This is a genomic window from Enterococcus sp. AZ103 (assembly GCF_051714685.1).
Classification (GTDB): Bacteria; Bacillota; Bacilli; order Lactobacillales; family Enterococcaceae; genus Enterococcus_A; species Enterococcus_A alishanensis.
Map to the genome: position 1 here is coordinate 683,177 of NZ_JBIOSI010000002.1, position 15,308 is coordinate 698,484.

Here is a 15,308-nt window from a genome sequence, read left to right on the forward strand (position 1 = left end):
TGTCTATTTTGGATAGAAGAATTTTGAAAATTTTTAAGCGGTTCAAAGAAAGGGCATAAAAATAAGATTCCACCAACTCTATTACTTGGTAGAATCATTCATTCTTATACTCATTAAATGGTCATCGTTGAATTGAATCAGATCCCACAAATTGCCATATAGATCTTTGAAGACGGCAACTATCCCGTAATCTACAGTTTTAGGTTCTCTGACAAACTCAATTTCTTTTGAAAGCATGTTGTGATAATCTCGATAAAAGTCATCAGTAGCCAAAAAAAGGAAGACTCTGCCGCCAGCTTGATTTCCGATAAAGTCCTTTTGAATTGGTTTTGAAGCTTTCGCTAACAAAATGGTGGTTCCATTTGAATTTTTAGGCGAGACCACAACCCACCTTTTATCTTGTTCAGGCTGATAAGTATCTTCTATTAGATCAAAATCGAGCTTTTGAGTAAAAAAGTTAATCGCCTCATCATAGTCATCAACTACTAAAGCAATATGAACAATACTTTGTTTCATTTTATTTCCCCCTATTGGAAAGTGCATAAATGGTACTATTATTAACTAAATGGAAATTAGATGTACAGGCTGTATTTCATTAAAAAAATCAGCTGACCACTAAGTAAACTATCAAATTAAGAGCAAGTTTGTCTTACCCATTTTCATGCTCGTCTTTATGGGAGTCACGGTCTGTAATCGCGATTAGCAAGAAGGGTGCAGCTAATATAAAATAAAATTTTTCAATTGTAAAACCGAAAAGTAGAAAGGAAATGCCGATTAATAACCAAGTAGTATCAAGTTTGTTCAAATGAAAACACCTCCGCAAATCAAGTGTACCATGCTCCAATTTACAAAAGAAGGTATGTTGAAAATATGGCAATATTGTTTTTTTTATGTGTGGCATCATGAGAGCATTAGCAGTCCTTCTTCACGGAACGATGGATGATAGTTTTTAACTCAATCCCTTACTTGACCTAAAAATTAATAGTGTATTTTTTTGTCAGATACTGATAACCTCCCTTACCATCTAAATACTCATGAACAATTTTCAGTTTCGGTTCGAAACTGTATTTAGCCATAAAAAATCGACCCCCAAAATGTTAGTTTTTTGGTCTAACTTTTGAGGGTCGGTACATTCAGACACTACATTTTTCCGAGTGTTAAATCACCCAGTTACGAGCGCTTTCTTGTTCTTGATACATTTGGGCGTACCAGTCATTGTTTGCAAGGAGTTCAAAGTGTGTTCCTTTTTCTCGAATTTTACCCTCATTCAGTACAATAATTTGGTCGGCATTGATAATGGTGTTCAAACGATGGGCGATAACTACCACCGTTTTCTTTTCCATCAGTTTGTCTAAAGCTTGATTAATTTCTCGTTCATTATCGACGTCGAGACTAGATGTTGTTTCGTCTAAAAGAACAATTGGTGCGTCTTTTAAAATTGCTCGAGCAATCGAAATCCGTTGTTTCTCTCCTCCGGAAAGGGTAGAACCACCTTCGCCTACAATCGTGTCATAACCATTTTCTAGTTTCAAAATGAAATCATGACAATTTGCAGCCTGGCAAGCGGCAACAACTTCACTGTGATCAGCATTTGGTTTCGCGATTTTGATATTATTTAAAATGGTATCGTTAAATAGATAGACTTCTTGGAAAACACAGCTGATATGCTTAGTTAAAGCATCAGGTTTTACTGTAGTAAGATTCACGCCACCAATGGTCAGTTTGCCGCTCCGAACGTCCCAAAAGCGAGAAATCAAGTGGATGATGGTAGATTTTCCAGAGCCGGAAGGTCCAATCAGTGCGGTTGTAGTTCCGTCGGGAATCTCACAGTAAATATTTTTCAGTACAGGTACATCATTCTCATAAGAAAAGGACACACCCTCTAATTGAATCGCATGATTTGCTCCATCCAAAGCATCTACTTGGTAGTTCAAAGGTTTGGCTGATAAGACTTCACGCAAATTGTCTGCAGATTTAGCAATGAATTTCATTTGTGGATAAAGCATACCGATGGCCATCAACTGACCAGAAATCGATATACTTAGTATTAGCACAGCGATAAAACTTTCTGGACTACTAGCTTCATTAGTCAGTAAATAAGTGCCCCAAACAAGTGCCACGGGAATAATAAAGGAGACGATAGTCGAAAAAACCATGACATATGGTATTAACGACAGTTCGACTTTGATGGCTGATTTTTTTAAATCATTGAAGGATTGATCTAAACGCTGAAATTTTGCGCCACTCAATTGGTACAATTTAAAAGTTTTAATACCGTTAATGTATTCCACTACACGAGAAATGACATCGTTAATTTTTTCCCTGTGGGTTCCAGCAAGTTTATTTCCTTTTGCGCCACCGACAATCAGTAAAGGCAGGGCAACTAAAATCATTATCACAATAATCAGTGCAAAACGAACATCAATTACCACTGCTGCAATAATTCCGATCGTTACCATAAAAAACGCCTTAAAGAAATCAATGAAGTTGTGGGTTAAGACCTGCTCAAAATCAGCAATGTCGGTAGTGAAATTACTGGTAAGCTTGCCGATACTATTCTGATTGAAAAAGCCTGAATTTAAACCGCGAACGTGATCAGCCAACTGAATTCTTAACTTTGTGACAATGATTGATCCATTGATCTGCATAGAATTATAAGTAAACCGCGATAGAAAAAGACGAACCACAAAAACGATTGTTAAAAAGAAAACACACTGAATAAAAAAATCTCTAGTAAAACTACTCTCCACTAATCGAACAATCCCTAAAATCATTACGCCATAAAAAAACATATTAAGAAAAGCATCTAAAATCGCCAATAGCAAAGGTTTGACTAACAATTTGGTTTGTTCTCCAATAATAAATTGGATATTCTTAATAATCTGAATCATCTTACCACCGCTCTTTCTGAGGTATACGCTGTCCACATATGAGCATACTTTCCAGCTTTGTCTAAAAGTTCTTGATGGGTTCCTTGCTCAATAATTCGACCGTCATCAAATACACAAATTTGATTCGCATTGATGATGGTATGCAAGCGATGAGCAATCATTATTGTGGTTTTATCTTTCAGCAATTCCCCAAGAGCCAGTTGGATTTTCCGCTCATTTTCAATATCAGTAAAGCTAGTGGCTTCATCTAATACCAAGACCGGAGAATTTTTTAAAATAGCTCGAGCAATACAAATCCGCTGTTTTTCACCGCCAGACATTTTTACCCCAGCTTCTCCAAAAATCGTGTCATAACCTTCTGGAAGGCCCATAATCATATCATGAATTTGTGCTGCTTTAGCTGCTGCAATGATTTCATTTTCCGTAGCATCGGTCTTTCCAACAGCGATATTCATTCGGATAGTGTCATGGAGCATAAAGGCATCCTGAAAAACAAAGCTAACATTTTCCATCAGTGATTTTTCAGAAAAATCTTTCAGCATTGTTTGATCCATCTTGATTGATCCGTTTTGATTGTCCCAAAAACGGGGAATCAATTGTGCAGTCGTTGATTTTCCAGAACCTGAAACGCCAACAAATGCCGTCAGACTATTTGCAGGAATATGCAACGAAAGATCCTTTAACACATTTTCTTTTTCATAAGCAAAAGTAACATTCGCAAAATCGAGCGCATTTAATTCCTGACTCATCGTTGAAACAGAGCCAAAGTGCTGATTTGGCACATCCATGATTTCTTTAATTTTTTCTGTCCCGGTCATGATTTGCATAATGGCAACAGAAAAATTAGACAAACTTTTTAGAGAAGTTAAAAAGACAATGCTCATCACCATGAAGAAAAGATAAACGGGTAAATCAATGGCATCATTTAAGTACATCCAGCCACCAATAGGGAAGCTGAAGTAAATACCTGATTCAATTAATACCATGAAAATTGCATAGTAAGGACCTTGGGCTTTTGTACATTCTGTCCACATCACGTGGTATTCCTCAACAGTATCGGAATACTGTTTGAAGCCTTTTGCAGTCACGTTAAAAGCTTTCATCACATTCATACCATTGATAAACTGCATGATAGAAGAATTTAATTTGCCTGTTAGCTGATGATAAAGGGGCATATAACTGCCACTGCTACGTATGCCCAACATAATCACAGCAGCCCCTAGAACGATTGGTAATAAGAGGGAGACGGACATTTGCCAGTTAACAGTACACATATAGATAAACATAATAATTGGTGCGGTGACGGCTTTTACAAGATCGGGTACTTGATGAGCCAACAAAGTTTCAATACGTTCTGTATCTTCAATAATCACTTTTTTGATTTTACCCGAAGTGTTGTTAGTGAAAAAACCTAAGTGAATATTTGCAATATGAGCGCTTAGACGACACCGAATCTCATAAAGTGTATTAAAAGCGCCGATATGAGAAAGGGCACCACTGATAATACTTGTTAAAAATTTAAAAACAATAGCAATTATTGCATATATCGCGTATTGCGTTGCCAATTCACCATTAGGATTTTTACCGAATAAAAAAAGCAATACTCGATAAAGCATAATGAATGGGACAAAGTCTAATAAGCCTGAAATGAGACTAAAGATTCCAGAAAAAAGTAACAACCAGCGTGAACGACCAGCTAATTTAAATAAATAGCTAATACTATTTTGAGATTTCAAAGTAACTCCTCCTTTTTCGTAATTGAGAATGATTCTCAATATCATGTTACCTAATAAAAAAGAGAAATTCAATATTTATTTAATTTTTACTATTATTTTTATGGTAAAAGAAAAATTATTGATAGTTAGACTAAAATTAAAATGGTTCCTTAGTTTTTTAGACACTATATTATGATTATGAAGAGGACGTAGAAAAAGTATTAAAAAATGTAGTAGACAACCAATCTAGCGCTTAATCAACAAAAAATATTGACGTTACAAAAATACTCTTGGCTAAAATAAATTTCTCCACTTGACATTGACGTTGCGTAAACCCTTATTCTAAAAAAGAAGGGGGAATCATTATGGAAAAAAAGCAGGTTCGATTAATTGATTCATTATCGTTTTATGAAAAAGCAATCAATGGACAAGCTGACGAGAATAGTTTTCGCTATGAAATTATGCAGCCAATGGAAAAGATTTGGCAATATCTAAATGCGCCACTTCTACCAAAAACACCTGGAGGTTATGATGTGATCATGGCGTCGGAGATGATGGGGATGTGGACGCCTAGAAAAAGCGTTGATTTAATTGCCGACCAAATTTCTGAGTTAAAAGCGACAAAGATTTTTGAGGAGTATCAAGCAGTGATTGATACAGGAATTGCTAGGTTTGAAAATATTGGTTACGAGATTCCTTTGAAAGAATTTGTTCTCAATATACTTCTGGCTGATCCTGAGAATAAAATTGTGATGGCAAGTGAAGGTTATAGCGGTTTTGGAGGGATTCCTGGCTACATGATTTTAATTGTTTTTCCTAACGACTATAATCGTACACGCTTAAAATCAGCCTTAGCCCATGAATTCAATCATAATATCCGGTTTACTTATGCTCCTTTTAATCACGGAGATGTCAGCGTAGAAGAATATTTAGTTATTGAAGGCTTGGCAGAAGTTTTTGCCGAATCCTTATTTGGAATTGAACAGCGTGGTCCTTGGGTGCAAGATTACGATGAAGAGGAATTAGCTTACTCAATTGAAGTAATAAAGGACGGTCGTAAAGGACGTGGCTTTGAGGAAGTTGCTGCATATATGTATGGCGATGAAGTTGCACGAGAACAGGGTTATGCACCAGTTGGACTTTCCAGAAATGCTGGATATACCATCGGCTATCATATTGTAAAAGAATATCTAAAAAATTCTGGAGCCAGCATTGAAGAAGCCACGCTGTCGCCCTCAGAAATAATCATCAGTGGCTCACATGTTTTTGATTGAAGAATGCGGATACCAATTTTTTGTAACAAAGATTTAATTCGTTGCATGAAAAATTAGAGCGATCATTTCATAATAATAATGAAATGAAGCTCTTTTTTTAATTTGGAAAAATAAATGATGATATACTTAAACAAATCAGGATCACTAAAGGTAGGCAAGCTCAGATGGATAAGAAAAAACTGGTAGATACGAGTATTGATTATATATTGGAACACTATAAGGAAAATATTTTGATTGAAGATATTGCCGATTATCTTTATCTTTCGAAATTTTATTTTTCTAGAATTTTTAAAGAAGTCACTGGGGAAAGTGTTTATTCTTTTATCAAAAGATTGAAAGTCGAACAAAGCGCAATCGATATCAAGCTGGAAAAGACACGGACATTTTCTGATATCGGTTTGGATTATGGTTACAGTGCAAATAATTACAGTACGGTTTTTAAAAATCTTTTCCAAGTATCGCCAACTGAGTTTAGAAAGACTGCTAATTCAAGCAGGATTATCAATCCTTTTGATAACGAAAAAATAGAAGAGCTTAAATCATTTGAGAATTATCAAGCAGCTGTTCAAATAAAAAATCTGCCGGATTATCCAGTGATTTATCAACGAACTTTAGATAATTATTTGAATGTCAAACAGAATTGGTCAAATTTTATTGATCACAACAAAGCAAATATGACTTCGGCGACCATCATGATTGAAAAATTTTATACAGATCCATCTTCAACCACCCAGCAAAATAACCTGTGCGATCTTTGTTTAAGTGTGACAGAAAAAACAGAAGCAATGGCAACTGTATCTGGTGGAAAATATGCCGTATATTCTTTTGAAGGCTATATTCCAGATATTTTTAACGAGCTGCAGGGACTCTTTAGTATCTGGTTACCGCAAAGTAAATTTAATATGCGAGAGCAATATGGTTTGAGTATTTATCGTGAAGTCGATTGGCAAAACGGTTATGTTAAATTAGATTGTTGTATTCCAGTAAAATAAAGCAAGAATTCAGAAGCCAACAGCACAAATTTCTTCTAAAATGAAGTGACTTAACCAAGTGACTAATTTTAGAAGATTTTTTTATTGGAAAAGGGGGTTTTGGTATGAGGATGGTAGCGGTAGATCCACCTGTTTCAGTTCTTTCTTAAGTGAATTAAGAAAGGATTGTTGGTGATGAAAAATGTTCAATGGAAAGTAAATTGCTTGTCCATACCTACGATTATTCGCCACTGTAAAAAATGCCACAAAGATACTGAATTTATTTGTTCAGAGATGTTTCGTGTGAATGCGCAAAAGAAAAATCTAGATATTTGGTTAATCTATAATTGTGAACAATGTAAAACTAGCTGGAATGCGACGATCTTTTCTCGAGTAAATTCAAATAAAATAGATCTAAAAATGCTGAATCAATTTTTAGATAATGATCCAGAGCTAGTAAAAAAATATAGTTTGGATAAAACTACTTTGAAAAAGAATGGGGTTTATATTAAGGAACTTGATTATGAAATCATTGGGGAAAAGTTCCTTTCATCTGAGTCTGTTAAATTAGAAATTCTTAGTGATTATCCCGTGGATATTAGGCTTTCAACTCTGTTAAAAAGAAAACTTGAATTGTCTAATGGAGAATTTAAACGTCTTTTTTTTAATTGTCAATTTGAGAAACTTAATAGTCGAGAAGCTAGAAAAAAATTAAATGATCATTTAATTGTGTTTTTTAATGCCAAAGAAATAGTTACCCACAATAACTAAAAGAACTTGCCACCTAAGAATCAATGATTGATTTTTGGGGGACAAGTTCTTTTTATAGCTAATTTTTTTAACGACTACTATTAACTTTTTGGAAGTAAGAGGTTTGATTAAAATATTATTCTAAGCTTTTTAAATTTTGAATATCAATCTGATCGATTTCTCGTAGCTCATAGCCGCTGTGAAAAAGTAATTGTGCCTTTTGAGAAATACAAGGAATTTGACGATCTTGGTAGCGGACAGTCGTGAAAAAATCAGCTTTAAATTGATAAAAACCACCCTCTAAATCAGCCTGCTTGGCAGAACCATCGGCATCAAAAATAAAAGGATGAATATCTAAATAACCATAAGTTTCGTGCCACAATTCTATTCTCACCGGCAACCAATCTGTGACGGTTTCATAGCCAATGTCATGCATTTTTTTTAGTAAATCATCTGTAAAATCAGCATCGAAATCAAGGTCAATATCTCGATGCTGACGATTCTGCTTACCTGTCAAAACATCGACACCCAGCCACCATCGAGATAATATTTGATACCTGTTTCATCCATAATATCAAGAATTTTAAATAAATCTGTTTCAGTAGTATGTTCTTTTTTCATTTCTATTTGCTCCTTTTTTGGTCGTTAAAACTAAAGTTTGGATTAGTCAGTCAGGTAGCTTCATCTTTTTTACATCGACTAGGGTCATTTAAAGATACTTCTTATTCATTTAAGTTTTTTCGGGTATCTTCTAGCCAATTTTACTTCAATAAATATGGAAAAAATTAGTCGATAATTATTGAAAAAAATAGAAATAGAATCAATGCACTAAAATACATCGGTTCCCAGCCAGCTTAAAAACAAAGACGTGATCCATTCGGAATCTTTTCGGCGGTTATCAAATGGGACATAGCCTTGATATGAATAAATATAGTCAATTTTCCAACCACCCGTACAAGTTTGCTTGTCCTTTAATACATCTAATACCGGAAGTATCTCAGGCTTATTTAAACTATTCGTTTTTCCAATAATATAAACAATGTCCGTCAACGAAAGCACATAACTTTGGGGAAACATGATATCGGTAATGTGTGGACTAATGGGTTTTTGATTGCTTAGTCTTTGAAACATGTGATGTTGCATCATATATTCCAAACCTATTTGGATTAATTGATTTACTTCAGTGTCTTCATTTTGGGAAAAATCTCGATAAGTAATTAATGCTCGCAGCGTTTTACCAATCCCGATAAAACAAGGAACATTTTTCATACAGCCACCATGTTTACAAATACCTTCATACGGCCAAGTAGTTTTTGTCACACGATCAAAAACTTGATATTGTTTTATCCAATTGAGTGCCGCTTGAGCTTCATCAGTATTGCCAAGACCTAAACGGCAGTACGCTTCAAGGATCAATGCGTTGTAGCAGGGGACAATTTCAGCTGTAATACCTGTATATGAAAATCCTTCTTCGGTAGCAATATGTTTATTAATATAAGAAACTAGGTTCTGAGTATAAGGTAGGTCAATTGTATTGGGAATTTCCGCTAACCCAATTAGATTCCAAATGTGAGTTAACAAATTTTTGTGTTCAACATGGGTTAATTTTTCGATTAATTTTGAATCACCAAGCAAGTTAAGTGTTTCTGTTTTATCCATTTCTTGTAATGATTTACTTTCTTGCATCAATCTTAGTTTTAGTGGGTTTTCCAATATCAACACCTGCTTCCGACTTAAGTATATCAAACTCAAAATAATATAGAAATCTGCTAATAACAAACAAAACCAGAGATCTTCAATGAATAATGATATTAATATTGCAAAAGAAATAAATACAACATCTTTATAGGCAATTAGAGGATACCTTTCTTTAATAACTGGCAGGATTATTATGTTTACAAAGCTATTGTCTGAATTTTTGCCTATTGTCAAGATTTAAGAATCAATTAATGACTATTTGATTTTTGAGAATCAGTATGAATCCTTCTATTTTGGATAAATTATAAAAATTTTAAGAAACAATAATTTCAACAGACAGAATGAAAATAATTCGTTATTACGGATAAATATTATATATAATTACTACTTATTCAACTTATTTATTGAATTATACATATAATTATCTGTTTTTAATACAGATAATATGTATCTGGAGAATTGTATTAACCAAAAAAAAATAATACTAAAATTCGATATTTAATAAGCGTGTAATCTGTAAATGATCATAGAAAAAGAGCGCTTTTTTTATTTAATAAAAAAAAGATTTATATCAGTAAAAGAGTTATCAATTCGTTCAGAATAGTCATTTTTAAAGCAATATCAGCGAACCTTTATTCTATTAACATAGAGAAAAACACCTACTTATGTTCTAGGGATAAGGCGTATAAGTAGGTGTTTCCAAATTGATATTTTTTATTAAATTAAAAAGAAAGCGATTTCAAAAATTAATACGATAAAAGAGAAACAGTTATGTTTAAAGTTAGCTTAAACATGACTGTTTTTTTCTTGTTCTTATAAAAAACGAGATAGATATGTGCTGTTAAGCAGTTTATAAACCTTCTATACCTTATATTGTAATTTGTTTCGTGGTTTATATCAACAAATTTATTTAAAAACGTTTTTTATGACGAAATATCTTATTTTTTTAAAAGAAAGCTGTATTTTCGCGAAAAAAGTATTAGCCGTCAATTAAGCCGTCATAAATTTATATATTATTGAAAAGGAGTCTTTCAAATTGAGTCGAAGAGGAGAAAACATTTATAAACGCAAAGATGGACGATGGGAAGGTCGTTTCATCAAGGGAAGAAGAGAAGATAATAAAATTAAATATGGCTACATATATGGGAAAACTTATCATGAAGTAAAAAATAAATTGTACATTTTTAAAGCAAAGTATCAGAATTTACGAGAAACGAATGGTGATAGCGTAATGCCACTTATTAGTTGGGGAAAATACTGGCTTGCTTCCATTCAAGACTCAGTTAAACAATCTACCTTTGCTAGTTATGAGTATAAATTAACTGCTTACGTTTACCCATCAGTTGGAGATTATCCATTAAATGAACTAAATAAAATACAATTTCAAGAATTAATCACTACGTGGCAAAAAAAAGGAATATCCAATGCGTCAATTCATGTTATCTATCGATTATTAAATCAGTGTCTTAATGCTGCTGTAGAAAGAGGTGATCTTACAGTTAACCCTTGCAATCAAATACAGCTTCCAAAGATTAGAAGAAGAAGGATTTCTTCATTATCTAGAGGACAGCAAAAAGAGATAGAAGCTGCTGCCAATCAGATCAGTGGAAAAGGAAGACTTGCAGTCCAGTTAGGCTTATCGGCAGGTTTGAGAATAGGAGAAATCGCAGCATTGCGTTGGGAAGACGTAGATTTTGAAAAAAGATTGTTAAGAATTAACTATACGTATCAAAGGATTAATTCTTTATCTGATAAAAATAATACTAAACTATACTATACCGAATCTAAATCAGATGCCTCAACGAGACTAATTCCTATGACAAAAAAACTTCTGGATCAGTTAAAGTACTATAAAAAGAAGTCAGATAGTTACTATGTTTTAGAAACACAAGGGAAACCTTGCGAGCCTCGCTTACTAACTTATCACTTTCATAAAATAAGAGATTTAGCCGGATTAAATCATGTTCATTTTCATCAATTGCGTCACACGTTCGCTACTCGCTGTATTGAAAAAAATGCCGATATCGCATCAGTAAGCGCATTATTAGGTCATGCTTCCACTCAGATGACATTAGATACATATGCTGATGCTATGTTAGAACAGCGAATTCAAGTAATAGCTACATTAGATCAAAAAGGAGCTTAAGAGAAAAAAAACTATGATTATTTTAAATATATGACTAAAAAAAAGTTTTTTGGGCCTTTTAATGAAAACGCTTTCTATATGGCTCGTTTTTTTATTTTCTCTACTTTTTCATTATTTAATTCGCTAACCAAAATTCATTATAAGCCGTCTTTGACCGTCAGTAAGCCACTTAGATCTCGTAATAGTCTAAGCTTCTGACGGTTTTCTTGTTTTTTATAAAAACAAGAATTTATTGAAATAGATGATGCTGTTTAATCAATTTTTATCCTTTCTTAATAAGTAATATTATTGCATACTTTGATGTAAATTTTTGAGAAAAGGAGGAGAAAATGAATATTTTATTATTATCTAATTGTTCATTCTTTGAAACTAAATTTATTCAACATCTAAATGCAATAAAACATGAGGTTTTTTGCAGTGAACAACTGTTAAAAATTTTAAGAACCGGAGGTGATGTTAGCGGATTACTAAAATATTTTCAAGTAGTTATTTTTAGTGAGACAGTATCTAATCAGATGATTTACGAGATTCTTTCTGTTTGTAGTTTTAAGCAGACAATAATTATTTTAAAAACAAGTCACTCTCTGAGTGAGAATGAGAAGGGATTATGGTTGGAAAAAGGAATCACTCATTTTATTTCAGAGGAAACGAATTTTGATTATCTCAGGGAACTGCTTTGGTGTGATCATTATGAAGATCAGTTGACTTTAATGAATACGAATATGGAAAAATCTATTCGTATTAATGAAGAAACGATGAAGGAAGAAGAAAAAAGAAGATTTTTAAGGACTTTATCTAATCAAGAAAAACTTGTTTTTAAAGAGTTAGAAGAAGCTACTGGATATGTCTCACGAGAAGAGTTGTCAGAAAAAATATGGGGTAAAGACTGTACAAGTTCTACCCAAAGCCGGCTTTCAAATATTTCAAAAAATATTAATAGGAAGCTAAAGGAATTTGGCATAGAAAATATGAAGATCTTAACCAGTTGGGGCAAAGGTTATTCTTTGGAATTAGTAAATTAATAGGATGACAAAGCAGAAAAAAGAAGATACTACACGATAACATCCATAGCTAGTCCTGAAGCAGCTATATATCGGATATATAACAACGGTTATGGAAATAATTTGCTAATAAAAATGAATACTATTATCGCATGTTGGATATCAGGAACAGATGAATCAGATGGATTTAGAAGATTAATATTTTACTGACCTATTAAAAAAGACATGCAAGAGAAGAAACAAGAATATAGAATCTAAAATCCAAATTCTAGCGACGTCTTTAATCAACAAATAAAACTTAATGTGATGTTGCAGTTAACGTTGGGTGGAGAAACGGAACAAATTTAGATTGTATGTGAGTATCTGATGGAAATGTCAGGATATACCTGAGTTTAATCCAGATGTGACAATTTCAGTTAGTCGTAACCTTACCTTTAACTAGGCTGAACATAAGAACATTATAAAAATTGGACGGAAGGATGGGGATTTTAATACCTCAACATAAGCGTATTAGAAAGAGGATTTAAAAAATATAAGGAGGAGAAAAAATGAATTTGAAAAAAAAGATCCCATTTTTTTTATTAGGTCTAGTGGCAATGTTTGGGATAACTATGTACACAGGAGGGGCAAAAGTTCATGCGTCTACGGATGCTGATAAAGCTCAATATAACGCAGCTATGCATAAAGGGACGTTGCAAGCGACTGGAGATACAACAGTATCATTTATAAAACAAGATGGTAGTGTGGTTGGCTGGGATAATCCTTTATTAAAAAGTGATTCTAATTCTCTCGGTGTACAAGCTAAATTCGATTTGAATAATATTGATGGAATTATTCAAGCGGTCTCTACAGGGCAGATATCTACAATTTCTCCCCTTGAACAAACTTTTATAGGACAGTTCAAGTCTGCTGCACTGATTTCGGGCTCTTTTGACTTGAATATTGATTTAAATAGTGCGCTATCAAATTATTTTTCCTTGAATCAAAACACTATAAATCAATTACAAACTACGACAGATTTTAATAGTTTGTTATTTGATGGAGAAGAAGCTGCAGCGTATTCAAATATTTTTGAGATAAAGTCTGTAACGTCAGCAAATAACATTTTGAAAATTTCTGTATCAGTAAAACCAAATGTTACGGGACAAAATATTTTAGACTTACAAAATAAATTTGGCACCTTGAATTTTTCATTTAAAAACTTGTTAGTTATGAAAGATAGTACTTGGGATGATGTTAACCAAATAAATAAAGGTGAATTTGACAGATTGCTGACAGTCTCATCGCCTTCTGGAGAGACTACATTCATCGTAAGTGTTCCAGATGCGTTGTTACCATATGCTTCATTGGCTGGAATCACAGTAACTAATCCATATGTGGGTATCAATTTAGAAACTAATCCAGGCTATGGAAAGTTAAGTTTAGGGTATGTAATGGTATATGACGGAAACGGAAATTCTTCAGGAACAGCGCCTGTTGATTCGGATAGTCCATATGATGGTGAAAAGTCAATTGTACTAAAAGATCAAAATGATATGAAAAAAGATAATGCAAAATTTATTGGTTGGAGTACAGATCAAAATTATGTAGCAGGCACATCTCCTCTATATAATGCTGGTGACAAATATACTATTGCAAAAAATACTATTTTATATGCTGTTTGGAAAGATATTGTTCAGGGAGGAAATGTGACAGTTAGTTACGTTGATGAATCTGGCAATAAGTTACAAGAAAAAGATACAGTTTTAGAAGGTGAAGTTGATGAAGACTACACCACTGTTCAAAAAGATTTTTATGGGTATAGATTTAAAGAAGTTGTCGGAAATGCAAATGGGAAATTTACTTCTAGTCCGCAACAAGTCACCTATGTATATTCTAAAATAGTTCCTGGTAAATTAACTGTTGAGTATTGGGAATATGATACTAAAGGAAATGCAGTAAAAAAACTTGATGAGCGAACTATTACTGGAGAATATGGAGACTATTATAATGCCGAAATTCTTTATCTTACTGGATATGGATTTAATGGTGTAGTTACTGATACAGAAGCGGGATATGCACCAGCTGCAGGTAGATTACTGGATGAAGAAGATCGCACAATCAAGTTGACCTATCACAAGCTTGCAGGTGAGAGTACTGAAGGAATGGTACTTGTCCAATATCAAGATGTTGATGGAAACGAAATCAAATCTAGCTATATAGAACGCGGTGAAATTGGCAAGCCATATACAACAAAAAAAGAAGATATTGTTGGATATAAATTTAAGGAAGTTATTGGAAATGCTACAGGTACATTTACTAATGCCGTTCCGATTGTAACTTATGTTTATCAAAAAGACAGTGTAGTACCTAAAGATGTTTTAGTACCTGTATATAGAGCATACAACCCAAATGATGGAGACCATTTATTTACAACAAGCAAAGATGAATACAATTGGATTCAAGATCAAAAATGGTCTGGTGAAGGAACTGCCTTCCAGAGTGTTAAAGCAACATATGCAGATGCAGTAAAAGTTTATCGTTTATACAATGTTAACTCTGGAGAGCATTTTTATACAACCAGTTTATCTGAGTATGAAACTGTAGCTGCAGCTGGCTGGAAAAAAGAAGGAACATCTTTCTACATGGTTCCTAAAGAACAAGGTAATCCAATTTACCGTGTATTTAATCCAAATGCTACAGGGCCAGGTTCTCATATGTATACAGCTTCTAAAATAGAAGCCGATTGGTTAATTAGTTTGGGATGGAGAGATGAAGGAATAGCTTTCTATACTCCTAAATAAAGGTGAGTAAAAAAGGACTAGTATCTATATACCGCTAGTCCTTTCTTTTAAAAATATATGGATAATTTTTAAGGAGAGT

At 33.5% G+C, this 15,308-nt stretch carries 11 protein-coding genes and 1 pseudogene; 6 read left to right on the forward strand and 6 right to left on the reverse strand.

Annotation, left to right across the window (positions count from 1 at the left end; all coding sequences use genetic code 11):
- Positions 1-81: 81 nt before the first annotated feature.
- The 4 genes from ID741_RS17945 to ID741_RS17960 all read right to left on the reverse strand — a co-directional run bounded on the left by ID741_RS17945 (position 82) and on the right by ID741_RS17960 (position 4,627).
- Positions 82-516 carry a VOC family protein gene (locus ID741_RS17945; protein ID WP_438721052.1) on the reverse strand — a complete coding sequence of 145 codons (435 nt, stop codon included), beginning with the start codon at positions 514-516 and terminating at the stop codon, positions 82-84.
- Positions 517-649: 133 nt separating this feature from the next.
- On the reverse strand, positions 650-805 hold the full coding sequence (locus ID741_RS17950) for a hypothetical protein (protein WP_218327317.1): 156 nt from the start codon (positions 803-805) through the stop codon (positions 650-652).
- A 352-nt stretch (positions 806-1,157) separates the two neighbouring features.
- Positions 1,158-2,891, reverse strand: a complete 1,734-nt coding sequence (locus tag ID741_RS17955) for an ABC transporter ATP-binding protein (RefSeq protein ID WP_438721053.1) — start codon at positions 2,889-2,891, stop codon at positions 1,158-1,160.
- Entirely contained in the window at positions 2,888-4,627 is a 1,740-nt protein-coding gene (locus ID741_RS17960) for an ABC transporter ATP-binding protein (RefSeq protein WP_438721054.1), read from the reverse strand. The genes ID741_RS17955 and ID741_RS17960 overlap by 4 nt, the downstream gene beginning before the upstream one ends.
- A 344-nt stretch (positions 4,628-4,971) precedes the next feature.
- Between ID741_RS17960 and ID741_RS17965 the strand changes: the two genes are divergently transcribed.
- From ID741_RS17965 to ID741_RS17975, 3 genes are all read left to right on the forward strand, one after another.
- On the forward strand, positions 4,972-5,880 hold the full coding sequence (locus ID741_RS17965; protein WP_438721055.1) for a DUF2268 domain-containing protein: 909 nt from the start codon (positions 4,972-4,974) through the stop codon (positions 5,878-5,880).
- A gap of 164 nt (positions 5,881-6,044) precedes the next feature.
- Positions 6,045-6,872: an AraC family transcriptional regulator gene (locus ID741_RS17970; protein WP_438721056.1), complete on the forward strand. Its 828-nt coding sequence runs from the start codon at positions 6,045-6,047 to the stop codon at positions 6,870-6,872.
- Between the two features lie 174 nt (positions 6,873-7,046).
- Positions 7,047-7,622: a DUF1062 domain-containing protein gene (locus tag ID741_RS17975; protein WP_438721057.1), complete on the forward strand. Its 576-nt coding sequence runs from the start codon at positions 7,047-7,049 to the stop codon at positions 7,620-7,622.
- A gap of 115 nt (positions 7,623-7,737) precedes the next feature.
- Here the strand turns inward: ID741_RS17975 and ID741_RS17980 are convergent.
- Positions 7,738-8,222, reverse strand: a pseudogene (locus ID741_RS17980) (nucleotidyltransferase domain-containing protein).
- Between the two features lie 207 nt (positions 8,223-8,429).
- Positions 8,430-9,314, reverse strand: a complete 885-nt coding sequence (locus ID741_RS17985) for a hypothetical protein (protein WP_438721058.1) — start codon at positions 9,312-9,314, stop codon at positions 8,430-8,432.
- A 1,021-nt stretch (positions 9,315-10,335) separates the two neighbouring features.
- Here ID741_RS17985 and ID741_RS17990 point away from each other — a divergent pair.
- The 3 genes from ID741_RS17990 to ID741_RS18000 all read left to right on the forward strand — a co-directional run bounded on the left by ID741_RS17990 (position 10,336) and on the right by ID741_RS18000 (position 15,229).
- Positions 10,336-11,445, forward strand: a complete 1,110-nt coding sequence (locus ID741_RS17990; protein ID WP_218327307.1) for a tyrosine-type recombinase/integrase — start codon at positions 10,336-10,338, stop codon at positions 11,443-11,445.
- A gap of 329 nt (positions 11,446-11,774) precedes the next feature.
- A complete protein-coding gene (locus tag ID741_RS17995) occupies positions 11,775-12,467 on the forward strand; it encodes a winged helix-turn-helix domain-containing protein (RefSeq protein WP_218327306.1) in 693 nt (230 codons plus the stop codon).
- Positions 12,468-12,994: 527 nt separating this feature from the next.
- Entirely contained in the window at positions 12,995-15,229 is a 2,235-nt protein-coding gene (locus ID741_RS18000) for a MucBP domain-containing protein (RefSeq protein WP_438721059.1), read from the forward strand.
- Positions 15,230-15,308 lie beyond the last annotated feature (79 nt).